The organism is Thioclava sp. ISO4, assembly GCF_058105145.1.
In genome coordinates, this window is record NZ_CM176571.1 from 1,888,455 (window position 1) to 1,907,700 (window position 19,246).

Below are 19,246 nucleotides of genomic sequence, written 5' to 3' on the forward strand. Positions count from 1 at the left end.
AGCACAACGAGACGGAGGGCCAGTTGTTCCGCCTCAGCGCCCGCGCCCCACCAGCCTATCATATTCCTGGATGGCGAAGCGGTCGGTCATTCCGGCCACGTAATCGAGCACGACCCGCGCCAGCGCCTGCTTCGATTCGGGCCGCGTGCAGTCGCCGCCAAGGATGCGCGCGCGGGAGACTTCCTCCTGCCATTCCTCGGGCAGAAGCTCCGGGCGTTCCATGAACAGCGGGAAGAGCGCGTTGATCATTTCGGTCACACGCTTGCGCTCCACCACCACGGAGGGCGCACGATACATGCGCTCGAACAGGAACTGCTTGAGCACCTTGAGGCTTTGATAAAGCGGCTTCGAGAAGCGGATGATCGGCCCGTCCATCTGGCGGATATCATCGACCGATTGCGGCCCGAGCGAGGTCAGACGGTTCTCGGCCACCGCGATCACGTCCTCCACCATCACACCGAAGACCCGGCGCAGCGCCTCGTGCTGGCGCCGCGTGCGGTCGAGACCGGGATGCAGCTTGTCGACCTCGGCGAAACAGGCCCCGATCACCGGCAATTCGCACAGATCGTCCTCGTCGAAGAGCCCCGCGCGCAGGCCGTCATGCAGATCGTGGTGGTTATAGGCCACGTCATCGGCCACGGCCGCCACCTGCGCCTCGGCAGAGGCATTGGTCTCCAGTTCCAGATCCCAGGCCGCATCGACCTCGGCCAGCGCATAGGGCAGCTCTTCCCGGCTCGGGAAGCTGTGCGAGCCGCCCTTGTCGGAAATCGCGGGCCCATTGTGCTTGGCGATGCCTTCCAGCGTCTCCCAGGTCAGGTTCAGCCCGTCGAAACCCGCGTAATGCTTCTCCAGCTTGGTCACGATCCGCAAAGCCTGCGCATTGTGATCGAAGCCCCCGTAAGGCGCCATCAGCTCGGCCAGCGCGTCCTCGCCGGTATGCCCGAAGGGCGGATGGCCCAGATCATGGGCCAGCGCCACCGCCTCGGCCAGATCGGTGTTCAGCCCCAGCGTGCCCGCGATGGTGCGCGCGACCTGCGCCACTTCGATCGTATGGGTCAGGCGCGTGCGGTAATAATCGCCCTCATGTTCGACGAAGACCTGCGTCTTGTGCTTGAGCCGTCGGAAGGCCGAGGAATGGATGATCCGGTCCCGATCGCGCTGGAACGGGGAGCGGAAAGTGGACATGCTTTCGGGGTGAAGCCGCCCGCGGCTCTCGCCGGGCTGGCAGGCATAGGGCTTGAGCACTGGTAAAACCTCGTCTTGTCGGCACGCTTCGGCCCTCCTATATCTCGGATGTGACGGAAATACAGGCCCCGTGGGGTCAGGAAGGCCAATCCGATGCAACTCCCTCCGAAAGTGACCGAGCGCGCCTTTGCGCGTCTGGCGGAAATCAATGAAGGTCGCGAGGCGCCGCAGGCGCTGCGCGTGGCCGTCGAGGGCGGCGGCTGTTCTGGTTTTCAGTATGATATCAAGCTCGAAGAGACGCCTGCGGGCGACGACATCGTGCTTGAAGGCGCGGGCCAGAAGGTCTTGATCGACCCGGTCTCGCTGCCCTTCCTCGAGAACGCCACGATCGACTTCACCGAAGAACTGATCGGCGCGCGCTTCGTGATCGAGAACCCGAACGCATCCAGTTCCTGCGGCTGCGGCGTCTCCTTTGCGATGTAACGACGCAGACGATGCGCCCGGCCAAATGGCGCATCCTCGCTTCTTCTTGATATAAATATCCCCGCCGGAGGCACCCCACTTCCGGCGTCACTCCGCCAGTGGCAATTTGCGAAAATCGAACCCGTCTTCCAGCGTCGGCTTGATCACGTCGAAATAGGGCGAGAGATCGAAATCGCGCGGCGTGAACAGGGACGAGTGCCGGATATGCAGGATCTCGCCCTGACTGTCGGCGCTGCCCATCTCGATATCGGGCAGGATCGGATAGTGGACCGCGTGAAACGCCTCCGCGATCACGGTCGAACAGATCGCCCGCGTCGGATCGCCCGATCCCAGAGCCAGCATCCGCCGCCGAAACCGATGCGGCACGGGCGGGCGCGGCAGTAAATACCGCGCGAGGTCGACAACGTTTTTCAGGTCGTATTGCCGCCCGACCGCGCTCTGCATGTAGTCGATCACCTCCTCCAACCGATCGTGCCCAAGCCCCACAGGGCGGCAGATGCGGGTGTTGAGATGCGCATAGGCCGCAAGCCCAGCGATCCGCACGCCCGCCTCCAGATCGGCCTCGATCAGTTCGCCGCCGGGCGGACCGCCCGAATAGAAGGCGGCATGGGACCATGTCGAATGGGTGAGATATTTGATCGCCGCCGAGATCCGCCGGTCGCCCTCGACCAGAAGCACATCGCCCGGACGCAGCGTGGCGCGCAGCGCGCGGGTCGGGATCACGCCGAAGGGCTGGTAGAAACGGGTCTGCTTTTGCAAAAACCGCGCCATTCTCTTGCCAGATACCCGAGACAGCTGTGCCATGATCTCCTCCTTGCTCAGAGGTAGGTCCGGCGCGCACTGCTGCACAGCTCAGGCGCAGAGATGTGATTTTCGTTAATTGGCGCGCGATGCGCCTGCGCTCATTTCGGCGGCAGCGGCCCACCCATATCGAGCCCGGTATCCATCGCCGCCGCGCGCGCCTTCTCGATCCGAGCCCAAAGCGTGGGGTCTTCCTCGCCCTGCGGCCAGACGCCCGTCAGCGCAAAGCGGAAGCGCGCGGAATGGCGCGCCTCGCGCTCGATCCGGTCGATGAACTCCGCACCATGTTCCGCCACCAGATCCTCCAGAGGCCCGGCGGCGAGCATCACCACCTGCCAGATCGTCGTCGCCCCCGTCAGCGCCTTGCGGATGAAGGTCCAGAGCACCTCGGGATATTCGCGCAGCTCGAAGACGCACAGAACCGACCACGGGAACTCCTCGCCCTCGGGCTCCTCGGCATTGTCGGCGAGCCACAGATCGACCAGCGCCTCGACCGTGCGCACGTCTTCCGGGGCACTGGCCTCATTGCACAGGATCGAGACAAGTTCGGGGGGCAGCGGGGTCGTCATTGCATCATTTCCTTGGTCGCCGACAGCGTCACGCCCTCATAGTCGCGTTCGACCCGGTCGATGTCCCATTGCAGGCGCGTGAGGAACACCACGTCGCCGTCATGATCGTAGGAGATGTGCTGCTTGTTGGCGTTGACCAGCTTCTCGACCGCCGCCTTGTCGCCGAGCACCCAGCGGGCGGAGGTGAATTGCGAGGCCTCGAACCGCACGGGGATGCCGTATTCCTGCTCGATCCGGCTCGCCAGCACCTCGAATTGCAGCGCGCCGACGACGCCCACGATGAAGCCCGAGCCGATCGCGGGCTTGAACACCTTGGCCGCGCCCTCTTCGGCGAACTGCATCAGCGCCTTCTCGAGGTGCTTGCCCTTCATCGGATCGGTCGCACGCACCGATTGCAGCAGTTCCGGCGCGAAGCTCGGAATGCCGGTGAAGCGCAGCGCCTCGCCTTCGGTCAGCGCGTCACCGATGCGCAGTTGGCCGTGGTTCGGAATACCGATGATGTCGCCGCCCCAGGCCTCTTCGGCCAGTTCGCGGTCGGCGGCGAGGAACAGAACCGGGTTCGACACCGCCATCTGCTTCTTCGAGCGCACATGCAGTAGCTTCTGCCCGCGCGTGAAATGGCCCGAGACGAGCCGCACGAAGGCCACCCGGTCGCGGTGCTTGGGGTCCATGTTGGCCTGCACCTTGAAGACGAAGCCCGCGACCTTCTTCTCCTCGGGGGCCACGTCGCGCCCGGCGGATTTGAAAACCTCCGGCTCGGGCCCGAATTCGCCGATCCCGTCCATCAGCTCCTTCACACCGAAGCTGTTGATCGCCGAGCCGAACCAGATCGGCGTCAGGTGACCCTCGAGGAAGCTCTGCCGGTCGAAAGCGGGCAGCAGCTCGCGCGCCATCTCGACCTCTTCTTTCAGCTTTTCGAGCTGATCGGCGGGCACATGTTCGGCCAGTTTCGGATCGTCCAACCCGCTGATCTTGATCGATTCCGCCACCTTGTTGCGGTCGGCGCGGTCCATCAGCTCCAGCCGGTCGTGCAGCATGTCGTAGCAGCCGAGGAAATCCCGGCCCATCCCGATCGGCCAGCTTGCCGGGGCCACGTCGATCGCGAGGTTTTCCTGGATCTCGTCGATGATCTCGAACGTATCCCGGCTCTCGCGGTCCATCTTGTTACAGAAGGTCAGGATCGGCAGGTCGCGCAAACGACAAACCTCGAAGAGCTTGCGGGTCTGGCTTTCCACGCCCTTCGCGCCGTCGATCACCATGATCGCCGCGTCGACTGCCGTCAGCGTCCGGTAGGTATCTTCCGAGAAATCCGAGTGGCCGGGCGTATCTACGAGGTTGTAGCGGAAGTCGCGATACTCGAAGGACATGGCCGAGGCCGAGACCGAAATCCCGCGATCCTGCTCCATCTTCATGAAGTCCGAACGCGTCCGCCGCGCCTCGCCCTTGGCACGCACCTGTCCCGCCATCTGAATGGCGCCACCGAAAAGCAGGAACTTCTCGGTCAAGGTGGTCTTGCCCGCATCCGGGTGCGAGATGATCGCGAAGGTGCGGCGACGGGCGATTTCGGGCGGGAGCGCGGGACGGTTCATCATGCGCGCTCGTTTAGCCTGCCCGCGCGCGCCTTGCAATCGCGGCGATGGGGGCTCCGGGGTGGGCCATGCAAATGGGGGCTCCGCCCCCTCGCTCCGTCTGGTTTAGCTCACCAGACCCGGTACCGGCAGCCCCGCCGATTGCCAGAGCAGCACGAAATTCAGCCCCAGCACCATGAGCGCGCCCAGCACCGCGAGCCACAGAATCGGCCCGCGCAGGGCGAATTTGCCCATGATGTCACCGCGCCGCGCGAAGATCAGCAGCGCGATCATCGGGACGGGCAGGGCGATCGACAGCACCACCTGGCTCATCACCAGCGCGTCGGTCGTGTTCACCCCCAGCCAGACGACGACGAAGGCGGGCGCCATCGTGATGACCCGGCGCAGCCAGACCGGGATTCGACGGCGGATGAAACCCTGCATGATCATCTGGCCCGCCATCGTGCCGACGACCGACGAGGAAACCCCCGAGGCGATCAGCGAGGTCAGGAAGGCAGCTGCTGCAAACCCGCCCAGGAGCGGCGTCAGCGTGTGATAGGCGGTCTCGATCTCGGCGACTTCGGAATGGCCCGCATGGAAGGCCGAGGCCGCCATGATCACCATCGCCATATTGACCATGCCTGCAATCGCGAGCGCGATGATCACCTCGCGATTGGAGAACTTCACCAGCCGCGCCTTCTGCACCGGGTCACGCGTCAGGGCGCGGTTCTGCGTCAGGCCGGAATGGAGGAAGATCGCATGCGGCATCACGGTCGCGCCGATGATGCCCACAGAGATCGTCAGCGCCGTCGCATCGGGCATCGAGGGCGCGAACATCCCCGCCACGGCTCCGGACCAGTCGACCGGCGCCACGAACATCTCCGCGAGGTAACACGCCCCGATCAGCGCCACGAGCGCGCCGATCACGATCTCCATCGGGCGGAAGCCGCCGCGCTCGAACATCAAGATCGCATAGGTGACGACGGCGGTGACGCCCATCCCCCAGATCAGCGGCCAGCCGAACAGGAGCGAAAGCCCCAGCGCGCCGCCCAGAAACTCCGCCAGATCGGTCGCCATCGCGGCAATCTCCGAGACGATCCACATCGCGATCGTCACGGGTTTCGAGAAATTCTCGCGCGAGAGTTCCGCGAGGTTCTTGCCGGTGACGATGCCCACGCGCGCCGAGATCGCCTGAAACAGCATCGCGATCAGGTTCGCCCCCAGCACGACCCACAACAGCGCATAGCCATAGCCCGCGCCCGCCTGAATATTCGTCGCGTAGTTGCCCGGGTCCATATAGGCGACCGAGGCGATGACGGCTGGCCCGAAGAACAACAGATACCCGCCGCGCCGGTTGCCCGACAGCACGGCCTCCATCGCCGTGCGGGTGCGGCTCGTCATGTTTTCCTTGCGGGTCAGTTCAGTCATGGGGGTCCTCGTCGATGCTGCTGCTGCGAAATGTAGCCTCGGCTACAAGATTCGCAAGTGGCTAATTTTCGTTGACAGGACAACAGGCGCCGCGCGAAGCTTTGCTTGGCATATCGGGCGTGACAGGTTATCCGGTCCGCTCCGGAAATGGCGCCCGACAGGCCCCCGACTGGTACCGAGACCACGACCGTCAAGGCAGGCGAATGACTGACACCGATCCCTCCCAGATCAAGGGGTTCAACCGGGCCCGAGAGCGTGCGGCGCGCGCGCTCCTGGAAGACTATGTCGAGATGATCGCCGATCTGACGGCGGAATTCGGCGAGGCGCGGATCACCGAGATCGCCGCGCGACTCGGAGTGGCCCATCCGACGGCGACGAAAGCCGTGGCGCGGCTCAAACGCGAGGGACTGGCCGTTTCGCGGCCCTATCGCGGGGTGTTTCTGACGGAGACGGGGGAGGCGCTGGCCGCCCAGGTGCGCGAGCGCCACCGGACCGTTGTGGCCCTGTTGCGCGCTGTGGGCGTGCCGGAAGAGGTCGCGGAGATCGACGCCGAAGGGATCGAGCACCATGTCTCGTCCCGTACGCTGGAGGCGTTCGAGGCTTTCCTCGCGTCAAAGGCTGGCAAATAGCTCCGACAACCGCTCGGCCTCGCCGGCAAGACCCCAAGGCGGGTTCACGATGAACATCCCCGACCCGATCATGCCGTGTCCTTCGCGCGCGGGCGGGAAACGTACCTCATGGCTCAGCGCGTCGGGGAAATCGCGGCGCAGCGTGCGCACCATCGCCTCCTGCGCGCCTGAAGCGAGCATCGGATACCAGAGCGCGATGATGCCGACGTTCCATTTCTTCGCGATATGGCCGATCAGTTTCGGCATCGCTGCGTAATCGGCCTTCTCCTCGAAGCTCGGATCGATCAGCATCATCCCGCGACGTGGCGTCGGAGGTGTCAGCGCCAGCGCCATTTCGCGCCCGTCGGCCTTATGCAGCACCGCGCCGCTGCGCCGCGTGGCGCTGCGCAGGGCGGAAAACTCCTGCGGGTGCAGTTCGCAAAGCTGGATCGTGTCCATCGGACGCAACAGCGCCTGTGCCACCAGGGGTGAACCCGGATAGGCCTGCGCGCCGTGCTGCGCCCGCACGGCGGTCAGCGCGCGCATATAGGGGTGATCGGCGGCGAACCAGCCCAAGCCTTCCACCCGCGCGATCCCGGCCGCCGCTTCGCCGGTCTTCGCCGCTTCGGCCCCGTCAAGCGCATAAAGCCCGCGCCCGGCATGGGTTTCGAGATAGCTCAGCGGCTTGTCCTTGCGCGTCAGGTAATCGAGCGCAGAGGCAAGCAGCGCGTGCTTGTGCACATCGGCCAGATTTCCGGCGTGATAGGCGTGTTGGTAAGACAGCATCGGTTCGGTCTCCTTGCGCCCTTCCTGCCGGTCGGCGCGCGCGAGGGCAATGCTCTTCTTCTCGAGAGAAATATCCCGGGGGCGCGCAAAGCGCGCGGGGCAGCGCCCCTCCATCGGGTCAGCCTGTCGGAGAGTAAAAGAAAACGGCGGCGCCCAGGGAGGAGGAGGGGCGCCGCCGTCTCTTTTCTGCCGTCAGGTCTCAGGGAGGAGGAGAGAGACCCTTCGGCACTGTCGACACCGCTTCAGGGAGGAGGAGGAAGCGGCGTCACACCCTCGGGTCCAGGGAGGAGGAGAGGACCCTCGGTATTTTGTGGCGGCACCCTCAGGGAGGAGGAAGGAGAGTGCCGCCGAAACGATCGGCCCAGGGAGGAGGAGAGGGCCTTTCGTAACAGTTTGGGCCTGTCGGCCCGGATATCAAGTGCTGCACTGCAGCATGCGACAGCCTGTCGCAGCTTTGCCGATGATAGGCGGCGACCTCAGGGAGGAGGAGAGAGGTCGCCGCCTGCTCGGCGCGGCTCTCTCAGGGAGGAGGAGGAGAGATCCGGGCAGCTCGGATCCGGCATCGCGGCGTCGCGCCGCTTGGGGCCGGTATGTTTGGTGTGGCGGCGCTCTCAGGGAGGAGGAGAGAGAGCGCCGCCGCAGTCCTGAGCCCCAGGGAGGAGGAGAGGGGCTCGGGAAGAGAATTACTTGCCGTATGCGGCCTCGTAGGCCACGCGGGTGATCATCGAGCTGTGCAGCCCGAGGTCGTTCAGCTCGCGGCTGTTGAGCGAGCGCAGTTCGTTGAGCGTCTGGCGGTACACCTTGCGGCGGGCCAGGGCTTCGGTCAGTTTCGATTTCAGCGCGGCGAAGCCGCCTTCGTTCAGTTGGATGTCTTGTACGAGTGCCATCGTTTCAGCCTCATCTCTCTACTTGCGAGGGCCGCTGCCGGTTCCAGCTTGTCGACCCGAATTCGTTACTTTGCGTTCCGTCGTTGGGCTAAAGATGGCGCTAATGCTGCGACTGCACAATGCCGGGAGGCCTCATTGCCGCCATGCAGAAAATGCATGAATGATTCTGACCCATTTTTGCGATGCAGACGCAAGATATGTGCGCTTGCCTTGGGGCGTTTGGGGGATTCCTGACCATTTGGGCAGTTCTCGACTTGAACTGCGCGGCAAAAACGCCACAGTTCCGGCCAAATCACGAGCAGTCGGGCCAAGGACGGACCCGGGAATGGAGGAATCTGCATGGCTCTGAGCAAGGAAACGGTTCTTGCGACGTTGCAATCGGTGGAAGTGCCGGGCGGCGGGACCGCTATCAGCCGCGATCTCGTGCGCGCGCTCGCGGTGCAAGACGGTGTGGTGCGCTTCGTGCTCGAAGGCGCGCCGCAGCCCGAACTGGAGGCGATGCGCCCCGCGCTGGAAGCGGCGATCAAGGCGCTCCCCGAGGTGACGAGTGTGACGGTGGTCGTGCCATCGGGGCCGCCGCGCGGTCTTGGCGGCTCCGCGCAGCAATCGCAACAGCGCGGCCCCGCGATCGGCGGCCATCCCAAGCCCCAGCAGGGTCCGCAAAAGGTGCCGGGCGTGAAAAAGATCATCGCCGTGGGGTCGGGCAAGGGCGGCGTGGGCAAATCCACCGTCGCGTCGAACCTCGCCGTGGCGCTGACGCGCGCGGGAAAGAAGGTCGGTCTGCTCGATGCCGATATCTATGGCCCCTCGCTGCCGCGCATGATGGGCACGAGCAAGCGCCCCGCCTCGCCGGACGGCCAGACGATCCTGCCGCTGCAGGCGCATGGCGTCACGCTGATGTCGGTCGGTCTCATGCTCAAAGAGAGCGAGGCGGTGATCTGGCGTGGCCCGATGCTGATGGGCGCGATGCAGCAGATGCTTTTCCAGGTGAAATGGGATGAATACGGCCCGCTCGACGTACTGCTGATCGATCTGCCGCCGGGGACGGGGGATGTGCAGCTCACGCTGTGCCAGAAAACCGAGCTGGACGGGGCGATCATCGTCTCGACCCCGCAGGATGTCGCGCTGCTCGATGCGAAGAAGGCGATCGACATGTTCCAGCGGCTGAAGACCCCGATCCACGGGCTGGTCGAGAACATGTCTTCTTATGTGTGCCCCAATTGCGGCCACGAGGCGCATCTCTTTGGCCATGGTGGGGTCGCCGCGGAGGCGAAGGCGCTGGGGCTGCCCTTCCTTGGTGCGCTGCCCGTCGATCTGGATGTGCGGCTCGCCGGCGATGCGGGCACCCCGGTCGCGGCGGGCGAGGGGCCGGCGGCCGAGGGCTATGCCGCTCTTGCGCAGGGGCTGGTCGATCGCGATCTGCTCTGATCTCAGCTCTAGACCAAGCTCACGCTAAGAAAGGCGCCCGGATCGGGCGCCTTTTTTCTGGTCACAGGGGTGTTATGGGAAATCATGGCACCTTTCATGGAACTTCACGGGAGCGTAGAAGGTAGGTGAGCGGAGATTCGCCATGAAACTGGGCGGAATCACGCCGCAATCACGCGGGTTCGCGCAAAATCACGCTGCGGTGATGGTTGAAGTCGATGGGTTTCGACGCCCAAATTGCGGCTTAAAAATCACAGGTTCCGTGTTGGAGCAAAATTTTTGGGATTTTGTGGGAAAGTCTGGGCGGCCCTCTGTCTGCACCATATATGGTGATCGTCTCTCTGATTTGTGCTAATTGTATGTGTCTGTCTGCGAATCTCGTCGCGGAGCGCGCTATTCGCGTCCCATATCTTCCCGTTCGTTGGTAAATTTTTTCTTGCGTACCATGAATTCCCATGGCATCCCTAATTCATCGGAAGCGAAGACAAATAGAGGCACTAAGACCTCACGGCGAAATGCAGGTTTCATACAGGCCATCGCTTCACGAAAACAAAGAGATCCGGCGCGCGAGCGAGCAGATATCCCCATCCCCCCCAGGTGGCGCGTGCAGTCGGACATACCCAGTGATGGGAACGAGGGCGGCGGATTGGGCAGTGGCAGCAGCCCAATCCGCCGTTTTCATTCCGGGCCCCGCCCGGCGGGACAGGTGATAGGAGCGCGCTTTGGCGGGCATGTTCATAGGCGAATACACCTTCAAGGTGGACAGTAAGGGTCGCGTGTCGATCCCCGCGCTGTTTCGTCGTGAGCTGGAAGAGGGCGATCCCGAGCGCCCGAACAAAGATCGCCCCCGCATGGTCATCGTCTACGGTGCCGACACCCAGAAAATGCTTCAGATCTACACGCAGGCCGCCTTCGAGGCGCTGGCCGCCGATATCGCGGCGCTGCCGCGCGGCTCGAAGCAGCGCACGATCCTGCAGCGGATGGTTCTGTCCAAATCGCACCCGACCGAAGTCGATCCCGATGGCCGCCTGGTTCTCCCGGCGGCTTTGCGCACGAAGATCGGTCTCGACAAGGAGGCCTATTTCTCCGGCGTGGGCGAGACCTTCGAGATCTGGAACCCCGCGACCTTCGCCGCTGCCGATGAAGCCAATATCGATCAGTGGATCGAGGAGCAGGGCGAAGATTTCGACCCGCTCAGTCTTTTGTCGCAGGGGTGAGCCATGTCAGATCGGGACGCCCTGCCAGACGCCCCTCATGTCCCGGTTTTGCTGCGGCCGCTCCTTCGGGCGGTCGCGCCTGTCTCTGGGATTTGGCTTGACGGAACCTTCGGCGCGGGCGGCTATGCGCGCGGATTGCTGGAGGCGGGCGCGGACAAGGTGATCGGCGTCGACCGCGACCCGGCGGTCTTCGAGATGGCCGAAGCGTGGCGCGGCGAGTATGGCGACCGGCTGGAACTGGTCGAAGGCACGTTCTCCGAACTCGATACCTATTCCGACGAACTGCTGGACGGGGTGGTGCTGGATCTTGGCGTTTCTTCCATGCAGCTCGATCAGGCGGATCGCGGCTTTTCCTTCATGCGCGACGGGCCGCTCGACATGCGGATGTCGCAGGAAGGGCCCTCGGCGGCCGATCTGGTGAACGAGACGGACGAGGCCGAACTCGCGGATATCCTGTACCAATATGGCGAAGAGCGCGCCTCGCGCCGGATCGCCAAGGCCATTGTCGAGGCGCGCAAGACCCAACCTTTCGAGACCACGCAGCAACTGGTCAAGGTGATCGAGCGTTGCCTGCCGCGTCCGAAACCGGGGCAGAGCCATCCCGCCACGCGCAGCTTCCAGGGCCTGCGCATCGCAGTGAACGATGAATTTGGCCAGTTGATCGAGGGGCTGGAAGCCGCGGAGCGCGCGCTGAAACCCGGCGGGCTTCTGGCCGTGGTCAGCTTCCATTCGCTCGAAGATCGGGTGGTGAAGCGCTTCTTTGCCGCGCGTTCGTCGACGGGCGGGGGCGGTTCGCGCCACGCGCCGGTTCAGCAAACCCTTGATCCCGCTTTCGAAATCACTGTGAAGGGCGACGGGCCCGACGCAGAGGAACTGGCTGAAAACCCGCGCGCTCGTTCGGCCCGGCTTCGGGTGGGGCGCCGCACCGAGGCGCCCGCCGGCAAGGCCGATCGCACGCAGCTGGGGCTTCCGAAGCTCGTCACCGGGGAAAAGAAGGGGAAACGCCGTTGAGACTGCTTGCCTATCTTGCCGCCTCCGCCTGTGTCCTCGCGCTCGCCTTCTGGGCCTATCACGTCAACTACGACACGCAGGACCGGATCGACGAGCTGCGCGACCTCAACCGCGAAATCGCCTCGCTCAACGAGGGGCTGTCCGTGCTCAACGCCGAATGGGCCTATCTCAACCGCCCGCAGCGCCTGCGCGAACTGGTCAATCTCAACTTCACTTCGCTGCGTCTCCTGCCGATGACGCCGGAGCAATTCGGGACCGTGGCGCAGATCGCCTATCCGACTCCGCAGGCCGATGATGCCGACGCGTCGAACGCCGATTTGTCCGGCCTCTCCGACCCGATCGAGGTCAAGGCCGATCCTGAGGGAGGGAACTGATGCGCACGCCCCTTCGTCCGCTTGCCCGTATCCTCGACGCCCGCGAAAAAGGCGAGAACCCCGACGCGATCGAACGCGAAAACCGTCGTCTGCGCGGTGAAGCCACCCGCGACAAGGCGCGTCAAAGCGCCGAGGGCCGCCTGCTGGTCATGTCGGTGATTTTCCTCGCGGCCTTCCTGACGGTGGGGCTGCGCATGGGCTCCTTCGCCGCCGCGCGCCCCGAAGAGCCGCAGACCGATTCCACGACCGAGCAGATCCACGCCCAACGCGCCGACATCGTCGACCGCAAGGGCAGGGTGCTCGCGACCAACCTGCTGACTCACTCGCTCTACGCGCAGCCGCCTATGATGATCGATCCGCTGGGCACCGTGGACAAGCTGGTGAAGATCTTCCCCGATCTCGACCGCGAGCGGCTGAAGAAGGATTTCACCGGTCACCGCAAATTCGTCTGGATCAAGCGCCGCATCAGCCCCGAGCAGATGCAGGCAGTCCATGATATCGGCGATCCCGGCCTTCTGTTTGGCCCGCGCGAGATGCGGCTTTATCCCAACGGCCACCTCGCCTCGCATATCCTTGGCGGCGCGCGCTACGGCACGGAGGGCGTGAACTCGGCCGAGATCCTCGGCGTGGCGGGGATCGAGAAGGAATATGACAAGTGGCTGCGCGATCCGGCCAATGGTGGGCAGCCGCTGAAGCTCTCGCTGGACCTGACGGTGCAGACGGCGCTCGAAGACGTGCTCTCGGGCGGCATGAAGCTGATGAATGCCAAGGGCGCAACGGCGGTGCTGATGAAGGTTCAGACCGGCGAGATCGTCGCGATGGCAAGCCTGCCCGATTTCGACCCCAACGACCGGCCCGCGCCGCTTCTGAAGGGCGACCCTTCTGACAGCCCGCTGTTCAACCGCGCGGTTCAGGGGATGTACGAGCTTGGCTCCACTTTCAAGATTTTCGCGGTCAGCCAGGCGATGCAGGACGGTCTGGTCACGCCCGAGACGATGATCGACACCAAGGGGCCGCTGCGCTGGGGCAAGTTCCGCATCCACGATTTCCACAATTACGGCAAGCAGTTGTCGGTTACGGATGTGATCGTGCACAGCTCGAATATCGGCACTGCGCGGATCGTCCAGAAGATCGGCCCCGAGAAGCAGCGGGAATTCCTCGGCAAGCTGGGCCTTCTGGAGCCCTCGCCGGTGGAGCTGATCGAGGCGCCGACGGGTCGCCCGATTCTGCCGAAGAACTGGTCGGAGTTGTCCGCGATGACCATCGGTTACGGTCACGGTCTTTCCGACAGCCCGCTGCAGCTCGCGACGGCCTATGCGACGATCGCCAATGACGGGCGGCGCGTGCTGCCGACGCTGATTGCCAAAGGCGGCCCGCGCAAGCCGCATAAGCAGGAATTCGGGGCCCCCGAAGGCGCGCAGGTCGTGTCTCCGGCGGTGGCCCGCAAGGCGCTGGCGATGATGCGCGCCGTGGTGACGCGCGGCACGGCCAGCTACGGCAATGTCGCGGGCTATCAGGTCGCGGGCAAGACCGGCACCGCCGACAAGCCCGATCCGCAGGGCGGCTATTACGACAAGAAGGTGATCTCGACCTTCGCGGGCGTCTTCCCGGTGACCAACCCCGAATATGTGCTGGTTCTCACGCTGGACGAGCCGACGGATACCTCCGGCGACACGCCGCGCCGCACCGCAGGCTGGACCGCCGTGCCGGTCGCGGCCGAGACGATCCGCCGTGTCGCGCCGCTTCTGGGCCTGCGCCCCGAACCGACCACGCCCGACACGCTCGACGGCATCAGTCTGGTCAAGAAAGACTGACCTTTCCGGGCTGTCAGCGGGTCTCGCGCCACGTGCATGAACCCGCGCAAAGAGACAGGGGGCAGGGCCTGTCGCCTTGACCTCGCAGACGCGTCGCCGGATAAGTGCGGCAAGCTGAATGAAGGACGGATACGATGGCTGCGGGCACCAAAATGCTGAGCGAATTGGGGCTGACGCCGCTGCAGGGCGCAGACTGCGCAATCTCGGGGCTGTCGGTCGACAGCCGGCAGGTCAAGCCGGGCCATCTCTTCGCGGCACTTCCGGGCACGCAGATCCACGGCGCCGAGTTCATCCCCTACGCATTGCGCATGGGCGCAGCCGCAGTGCTGACCGATCGCACGGGCGAGAAAGCCGCGCGCGAGGCGCTTGAAGGTACCGACACCGCCATCGTCATCACGCAAGATCCGCGTCAGGCGCTGGCCTTCGCGGCGGCGCTGTGGTTCGAGCGCCAGCCCGAGACCCTGATCGCGGTGACCGGCACCAACGGCAAGACCTCGGTGGCCACCTTCACCCGCCAGATCTGGCAGCTTATGGGCTTCGAGGCCGCGAATATCGGCACGACCGGAGTGGAAGGCAGCTATTCCGCCCCGTCGCCGCATACCACGCCCGAGCCGATCACCCTGCATCGCCTGCTGTCGGATATGGCGGCCGTCGGCGTGACCCATGCCGCGATGGAGGCCTCGTCGCACGGGCTGGCGCAGCGCCGGCTGGATGGCGTGACGCTCTCGGCGGCCGCGTTTACGAATTTCACGCAAGATCACCTCGATTATCATGCGAGTTTTGAGGAGTATTTCGCCGCCAAGGCCGGGCTCTTCACCCGTGTCCTGCCCGAAGACGGGGCGGCGGTGATCAATCTCGACGATCCCAAGGGCGAGGAACTGGCGCGCTACATCACTGCGCGCGGTCAGGAGTTGATCGGCATCGGCCATACCGAGCAATGCGAGATGCAGATCCTCGGCCAGCGATTTGATGCGACCGGGCAGGATGTGCGCTTCTCGTGGGAAGGCTGGACGCAGATGACCCGCCTGCCGCTGATCGGCGGTTTCCAGGCGATGAACGTGCTCACGGCGGCGGCGCTCGCCATCGCCTGCGGTGCCGACCCCGAGGACGTCTTCTCGACGCTGCCGAAGCTCTCCACCGTGCGCGGCCGGATGCAGCTGGCCGCTACCCGCGACAATGGCGCGACGGTTTTCGTCGATTACGCCCATACGCCCGATGCGGTGCAGACCGCGCTCAAGGCGCTGCGCCCGCATGTGATGGGCCGCCTGATCGCCATCGTCGGCGCGGGCGGGGATCGTGACGCGACCAAGCGCCCGCTGATGGGGCAGGCGGCGGCTGAGAACGCCGATATCGTCATCGTCACCGACGACAACCCGCGCTCCGAAGATCCCGCGACGATCCGCGCCGCCGTGCTGGAAGGCGCGCCCAAGGCGATGGAAGTGGGCGACCGGGCCGAGGCGATCCTGCGCGGCGTCGATCTGCTGCAGCCGGGCGATGCGCTCTTGGTGATGGGCAAGGGCCACGAGAGCGGCCAGATCATCGGCTCTGATACCTATCCGTTCGACGATGCCGAGCAGGCTTCGGTCGCTGTCGCCGCGCTGGACGGAAAAATCTGATGGCCGTGCTCTGGACCTCGAGCGACGCAGCCGCCGCGATCGGTGGCGAAGCCACGCAACCCTTCGCCGCGACCGGAATTTCCATCGACACCCGGACGATTCATCCGGGCGATCTTTTCGTGGCGCTCAAGGATGTGCGCGACGGCCATGACTTCGTGCGTCAGGCCCTCGACAAGGGCGCAGCCGCGGCGCTGGTCAGCCGCATCCCCGAGGGCTGCTCGAAGGACGATCCGCTGCTCATCGTGGATGACGTGCTCGCAGGCCTAGAGGCTTTGGGACGGGCAGGGCGCGCGAGGGCCCGCGCCCGCGTGCTCGCCGTGACCGGCTCGGTCGGCAAGACGTCGAGCAAAGAGATGCTGCGCGCCGTCCTCTCGGCCCAAGGCACCGTCCACGCCGCCGAGGCGAGTTTCAACAATCACTGGGGCGTCCCGATCACGCTGGCGCGCCTGCCGCAGGATGCCGATTTCGCCGTGATCGAGATCGGCATGAGCAACCCGGGCGAGATCGCGCCGCTGGCGAAGATGGCGCAGCCACATGCCGCGATGATCACCACCGTCGCGCCAGCCCATCTGGCCGCTTTCGACAGTATCGAGGGCATCGCGCATGAGAAAGCGTCGATCTTCGAGGGGCTCGTCGACGGCGGCATCGCGATCGTGCCGTCCGGCCTTGAGGTCTCCGACATTCTGCGCAAGGCCGCCCAGCAGGCCGGAACCATGGTCAGCTTCGGTCCCGAGCCGGGCTCGGACTACCGTCTGATCGAGGCCCGCATCGCGGGCGACGCGACCGTCGTTCAGGCCGATCACCACGGCACGTCGATCCTGTTCAAGGTGATGACCCCGGGGCGGCATTTCGCGAACAATGCGCTCGGCGTGCTGGCCCTGGCCGAAGCCGCGGGCTGCGATCCGACCATCGCCGCGATGGATCTGGGCAACTGGCAGCCCCCCGCCGGGCGCGGCCAGCGCGAACGGGTCTATATGGATGTGGTGGACGAGGCCGAGAGCTTCGATCTCTTCGATGATGCGTTCAACGCGAACCCGGCCTCGATGGCGGCAGCTCTCGAGGTTCTGGCGGGCGCCAAACCGCGCGACGGGGTGGGGCGCACCGCAAAAGGACGCCGCATCGCGATCCTTGGCGACATGCTGGAGCTGGGCGACGACGAAGCGGCGCTGCATGCGGCCATTGCCGATCACCCGGCCATGGCGAAGATCGATCTCGTGCATCTCGCGGGACCGCGCATGGCTTCGCTGCGCGAAGCGCTTCCGCGCGCCAAACGCGGCGAATGGTATGAAAAGGCGGACAAGCTGGCAGAGCGCGCCCGCCACCTGATCGACCCCGGCGACGTCGTTCTGGTCAAAGGATCCAAAGGCTCCAAGGTGAGCGTCGTCGTGAGCGTATTGAAAAAACTCGGCCAGCCCGGCGCGGCCGAGGCCCATAAGGGAAAAGACTAATGTTGTATTGGCTGACCGACTTCTCCGATGGCGGGGGCGTCTTCAACCTGTTCCGCTACATCACCTTCCGCGCAGGCGGGGCCTTCTTCACGGCGCTTCTGGTGGGGTTCATCTTCGGCCCCTGGCTGATCGGCATCCTGCGCCGCACGCAAGGCAAGGGGCAGCCGATCCGCGACGACGGGCCGGAGGGGCATATCTCCAAGGCCGGGACGCCCACGATGGGCGGCATCCTGATCCTGACGGCGCTTCTGGTGTCGACTCTTCTCTGGGCGCGGCTCGACAACGGCTATATCTGGGTCGTGCTGATGGTCACCTATGGCTATGCCGCGATCGGGTTCGCCGATGACTACGCCAAGGTGTCGAAGCAGAACACCAAAGGCGTCAGCAGCAAGGCGCGGCTCGCGCTCGGGTTTCTGCTCGCGCTCCTCGCGTCGCTCCTGACGTGGTATCTGCACCCGTCCGATCTCGAAGGGCGGCTGTCGATCCCGTTCTTCAAGGACCTCGTCCTCAATCTGGGCTATTTCTACATCCCCTTCGCGATGATCGTGATCGTGGGCGCGGCCAATGCGGTGAACCTGACCGACGGGCTCGACGGGCTCGCGATCATGCCGGTGATGATCGCCGCAGGCACGCTGGGCGCCATCGCCTATGTCGTGGGCCGTACCGACTTCACCGAATATCTGGGCGTGCAATTCGTGCCCGGCTCTGGCGAGCTGGTGATCTTCACCGCGGCGCTGATGGGGGGCGGTCTGGGCTTCCTGTGGTACAACGCCCCGCCGGCCGCGGTCTTCATGGGCGATACGGGCAGCCTTGCGCTTGGCGGCGCAATCGGCGCGATCGCGGTCTGCACCCAGCACGAGATTGTCCTTGGTATCGTCGGCGGCCTCTTCGTGGTCGAGGCGCTTTCGGTGATCATCCAGGTCGCCTATTTCAAGCGCACCGGGAAACGGGTTTTCCTGATGGCTCCGATCCACCACCATTTCGAAAAGAAGGGCTGGTCGGAGCCGCAGATCGTCATCCGCTTCTGGATCATCTCGCTGATCCTCGCGCTGATCGGTCTGGCGACGCTGAAAATCCGCTAAACCACACCTCTTTACTAAGCGCGCAGCCGCGCGCGTGAAGCTCTCTCGGCGCGCCCTGGTTCCTCAGGGTGCGCCTTGGTTTCTCTCAAAATCATTTGAGCGAACCAAAGCGAAAACCACTGGTTGTCTCCCCGAACCGCGACACGAGACGTCGCAAAGTTTTAACGAGGAGAACCCGATGACCCGCAAGTTCAACATCATTCTGTCGACGACCGCTCTTGCCGCTTCGCTTTCGCTCGGCGCCGTTGCCAGTTCTGCAAGTGGCGTGACCCAGGGCGGCAATGCTGAAAACGGCCAGTACGGCCTGATCGACTACAAGATGCAGATCGTGCCGAATGACCAGACCTCGAACGGTACGCCGCCCGCGGTTAACGTCACCACCGGGAGCGACGTGAACAACACTGCCGGTATCGCTGGCAAGAAAGTCGGCGCTGCATCGACTGACCAGACCTCGAACGGCGAAGACTCGATCCCGGCCGAGAACCAGCTGAAGAAGCAGGCTGGCATCGTCGGCAACGAAGTCCAGACTGGCGTCGATGATGCCGTTGTGTCCTCGGATGGCGCTGCGGTCGGTACGATCGAGAAAGTCATGAACATGGGCGACAGCGACGAAGTCTATGTCCGCACCGACGACACGCTCGACACGACCGTTTCGATGTTCAAGATCACCGTTCCGGCCTCTGAAGTCGGCTCGGGCAAGCTGACGCTGAATGCGAGCCTGTCGGACATTCTCTCGACGCTCGAAAAGCAGCAAGACCAGAAGTCGTAATCTAACGACCTCTCTTAGACGACACTTTTCGGCGCGCACGGTTCCTCCCCTCCGTGCGCGCCGTTTTTACATGTCCGGCGACTTGCGCGCTGCGTTCCCCCTTTCCCCTTCGTATTGGTTCAAATATCCCGGGGGTACGGGGGCTGGCCCCCGATATAGAACGACGTGACAAGAC

General features: G+C 64.6%; 18 protein-coding genes. 11 read left to right on the forward strand and 7 right to left on the reverse strand.

What is annotated here, in order from left to right; all coding sequences use genetic code 11:
• Positions 1 to 33: 33 nt before the first annotated feature.
• Complete coding sequence (locus tag AC2TZ7_RS09340) at positions 34 to 1,245, reverse strand: deoxyguanosinetriphosphate triphosphohydrolase (protein WP_098410508.1); 1,212 nt, start codon at positions 1,243 to 1,245, stop codon at positions 34 to 36.
• 93 nt (positions 1,246 to 1,338) lie between these two features.
• Between AC2TZ7_RS09340 and AC2TZ7_RS09345 the strand changes: the two genes are divergently transcribed.
• On the forward strand, positions 1,339 to 1,668 hold the full coding sequence (locus AC2TZ7_RS09345; protein WP_078519481.1) for a HesB/IscA family protein: 330 nt from the start codon (positions 1,339 to 1,341) through the stop codon (positions 1,666 to 1,668).
• Between the two features lie 87 nt (positions 1,669 to 1,755).
• On the opposite strand, the gene AC2TZ7_RS09350 is transcribed toward AC2TZ7_RS09345, so the two are convergent.
• From AC2TZ7_RS09350 to AC2TZ7_RS09365, 4 genes are all read right to left on the reverse strand, one after another.
• Complete coding sequence (locus AC2TZ7_RS09350; RefSeq protein WP_489866696.1) at positions 1,756 to 2,472, reverse strand: C40 family peptidase; 717 nt, start codon at positions 2,470 to 2,472, stop codon at positions 1,756 to 1,758.
• 98 nt (positions 2,473 to 2,570) lie between these two features.
• Positions 2,571 to 3,038, reverse strand: coding sequence for a DUF6869 domain-containing protein (locus AC2TZ7_RS09355; protein WP_078539576.1), 468 nt, complete (start codon positions 3,036 to 3,038; stop codon positions 2,571 to 2,573).
• Entirely contained in the window at positions 3,035 to 4,630 is a 1,596-nt protein-coding gene (locus AC2TZ7_RS09360; protein WP_078539575.1) for a peptide chain release factor 3, read from the reverse strand. The genes AC2TZ7_RS09355 and AC2TZ7_RS09360 overlap by 4 nt, the downstream gene beginning before the upstream one ends.
• Positions 4,631 to 4,732: 102 nt before the next feature.
• Positions 4,733 to 6,034 carry an Nramp family divalent metal transporter gene (locus tag AC2TZ7_RS09365; protein ID WP_489866697.1) on the reverse strand — a complete coding sequence of 434 codons (1,302 nt, stop codon included), beginning with the start codon at positions 6,032 to 6,034 and terminating at the stop codon, positions 4,733 to 4,735.
• A gap of 203 nt (positions 6,035 to 6,237) precedes the next feature.
• Here AC2TZ7_RS09365 and mntR point away from each other — a divergent pair, with 203 nt between their 5' ends.
• On the forward strand, positions 6,238 to 6,663 hold the full coding sequence (gene mntR / locus AC2TZ7_RS09370; RefSeq protein ID WP_098410516.1) for a manganese-binding transcriptional regulator MntR: 426 nt from the start codon (positions 6,238 to 6,240) through the stop codon (positions 6,661 to 6,663).
• Here the strand turns inward: mntR and AC2TZ7_RS09375 are convergent.
• The gene (locus AC2TZ7_RS09375) at positions 6,646 to 7,428 is read right to left on the reverse strand and encodes a 23S rRNA (adenine(2030)-N(6))-methyltransferase RlmJ (protein ID WP_489866698.1); all 783 of its coding nucleotides are present in this window, start codon (positions 7,426 to 7,428) and stop codon (positions 6,646 to 6,648) included. The two genes, mntR and AC2TZ7_RS09375, sit on opposite strands and share 18 nt — an antisense overlap.
• 683 nt (positions 7,429 to 8,111) lie before the next feature.
• The gene (locus tag AC2TZ7_RS09380) at positions 8,112 to 8,315 is read right to left on the reverse strand and encodes a DUF1127 domain-containing protein (RefSeq protein WP_078519474.1); all 204 of its coding nucleotides are present in this window, start codon (positions 8,313 to 8,315) and stop codon (positions 8,112 to 8,114) included.
• Positions 8,316 to 8,654: 339 nt separating this feature from the next.
• Here AC2TZ7_RS09380 and AC2TZ7_RS09385 point away from each other — a divergent pair, with 339 nt between their 5' ends.
• The 9 genes from AC2TZ7_RS09385 (at position 8,655) to AC2TZ7_RS09425 (ending at position 19,071) form a co-directional block, all read left to right on the forward strand.
• A complete protein-coding gene (locus tag AC2TZ7_RS09385; protein WP_489866699.1) occupies positions 8,655 to 9,743 on the forward strand; it encodes an Mrp/NBP35 family ATP-binding protein in 1,089 nt (362 codons plus the stop codon).
• A gap of 728 nt (positions 9,744 to 10,471) precedes the next feature.
• Positions 10,472 to 10,957: a division/cell wall cluster transcriptional repressor MraZ gene (gene mraZ / locus AC2TZ7_RS09390; RefSeq protein ID WP_098412458.1), complete on the forward strand. Its 486-nt coding sequence runs from the start codon at positions 10,472 to 10,474 to the stop codon at positions 10,955 to 10,957.
• 3 nt (positions 10,958 to 10,960) lie between these two features.
• On the forward strand, positions 10,961 to 11,968 hold the full coding sequence (rsmH, locus tag AC2TZ7_RS09395) for a 16S rRNA (cytosine(1402)-N(4))-methyltransferase RsmH (protein ID WP_489866700.1): 1,008 nt from the start codon (positions 10,961 to 10,963) through the stop codon (positions 11,966 to 11,968).
• Complete coding sequence (gene ftsL / locus AC2TZ7_RS09400; protein ID WP_078519471.1) at positions 11,965 to 12,342, forward strand: cell division protein FtsL; 378 nt, start codon at positions 11,965 to 11,967, stop codon at positions 12,340 to 12,342. Before rsmH ends, ftsL begins: the two co-directional genes overlap by 4 nt.
• Positions 12,342 to 14,156, forward strand: a complete 1,815-nt coding sequence (locus AC2TZ7_RS09405) for a peptidoglycan D,D-transpeptidase FtsI family protein (RefSeq protein ID WP_489866701.1) — start codon at positions 12,342 to 12,344, stop codon at positions 14,154 to 14,156. The genes ftsL and AC2TZ7_RS09405 overlap by 1 nt, the downstream gene beginning before the upstream one ends.
• Before the next feature lie 134 nt (positions 14,157 to 14,290).
• A complete protein-coding gene (locus tag AC2TZ7_RS09410) occupies positions 14,291 to 15,772 on the forward strand; it encodes a UDP-N-acetylmuramoyl-L-alanyl-D-glutamate--2,6-diaminopimelate ligase (RefSeq protein WP_489866702.1) in 1,482 nt (493 codons plus the stop codon).
• A complete protein-coding gene (locus AC2TZ7_RS09415; RefSeq protein WP_489866703.1) occupies positions 15,772 to 17,220 on the forward strand; it encodes a UDP-N-acetylmuramoyl-tripeptide--D-alanyl-D-alanine ligase in 1,449 nt (482 codons plus the stop codon). The genes AC2TZ7_RS09410 and AC2TZ7_RS09415 overlap by 1 nt, the downstream gene beginning before the upstream one ends.
• A complete protein-coding gene (gene mraY / locus AC2TZ7_RS09420; protein WP_078539566.1) occupies positions 17,220 to 18,302 on the forward strand; it encodes a phospho-N-acetylmuramoyl-pentapeptide-transferase in 1,083 nt (360 codons plus the stop codon). The genes AC2TZ7_RS09415 and mraY overlap by 1 nt, the downstream gene beginning before the upstream one ends.
• A 178-nt stretch (positions 18,303 to 18,480) precedes the next feature.
• Entirely contained in the window at positions 18,481 to 19,071 is a 591-nt protein-coding gene (locus AC2TZ7_RS09425; RefSeq protein WP_489866704.1) for a hypothetical protein, read from the forward strand.
• Positions 19,072 to 19,246: the final 175 nt, after the last annotated feature.

What these genes read in the sequence shown, in the direction of transcription:
- AC2TZ7_RS09425 (WP_489866704.1), top strand. Translation starts at nt 18,481, where the DNA reads ATGACCCGCAAGTTCAACATCATTCTGTCGACGACCGCTCTTGCCGCT.
- mraY (WP_078539566.1), top strand. Translation starts at nt 17,220, where the DNA reads ATGTTGTATTGGCTGACCGACTTCTCCGATGGCGGGGGCGTCTTCAAC.
- rsmH (WP_489866700.1), top strand. Translation starts at nt 10,961, where the DNA reads ATGTCAGATCGGGACGCCCTGCCAGACGCCCCTCATGTCCCGGTTTTG.
- AC2TZ7_RS09405 (WP_489866701.1), top strand. Translation starts at nt 12,342, where the DNA reads ATGCGCACGCCCCTTCGTCCGCTTGCCCGTATCCTCGACGCCCGCGAA.
- AC2TZ7_RS09385 (WP_489866699.1), top strand. Translation starts at nt 8,655, where the DNA reads ATGGCTCTGAGCAAGGAAACGGTTCTTGCGACGTTGCAATCGGTGGAA.
- AC2TZ7_RS09410 (WP_489866702.1), top strand. Translation starts at nt 14,291, where the DNA reads ATGGCTGCGGGCACCAAAATGCTGAGCGAATTGGGGCTGACGCCGCTG.
- AC2TZ7_RS09355 (WP_078539576.1), bottom strand. Translation starts at nt 3,038, where the DNA reads ATGACGACCCCGCTGCCCCCCGAACTTGTCTCGATCCTGTGCAATGAG.
- mntR (WP_098410516.1), top strand. Translation starts at nt 6,238, where the DNA reads ATGACTGACACCGATCCCTCCCAGATCAAGGGGTTCAACCGGGCCCGA.
- mraZ (WP_098412458.1), top strand. Translation starts at nt 10,472, where the DNA reads ATGTTCATAGGCGAATACACCTTCAAGGTGGACAGTAAGGGTCGCGTG.
- AC2TZ7_RS09360 (WP_078539575.1), bottom strand. Translation starts at nt 4,630, where the DNA reads ATGATGAACCGTCCCGCGCTCCCGCCCGAAATCGCCCGTCGCCGCACC.
- AC2TZ7_RS09345 (WP_078519481.1), top strand. Translation starts at nt 1,339, where the DNA reads ATGCAACTCCCTCCGAAAGTGACCGAGCGCGCCTTTGCGCGTCTGGCG.
- AC2TZ7_RS09375 (WP_489866698.1), bottom strand. Translation starts at nt 7,428, where the DNA reads ATGCTGTCTTACCAACACGCCTATCACGCCGGAAATCTGGCCGATGTG.
- AC2TZ7_RS09415 (WP_489866703.1), top strand. Translation starts at nt 15,772, where the DNA reads ATGGCCGTGCTCTGGACCTCGAGCGACGCAGCCGCCGCGATCGGTGGC.
- AC2TZ7_RS09380 (WP_078519474.1), bottom strand. Translation starts at nt 8,315, where the DNA reads ATGGCACTCGTACAAGACATCCAACTGAACGAAGGCGGCTTCGCCGCG.
- AC2TZ7_RS09350 (WP_489866696.1), bottom strand. Translation starts at nt 2,472, where the DNA reads ATGGCACAGCTGTCTCGGGTATCTGGCAAGAGAATGGCGCGGTTTTTG.
- AC2TZ7_RS09365 (WP_489866697.1), bottom strand. Translation starts at nt 6,034, where the DNA reads ATGACTGAACTGACCCGCAAGGAAAACATGACGAGCCGCACCCGCACG.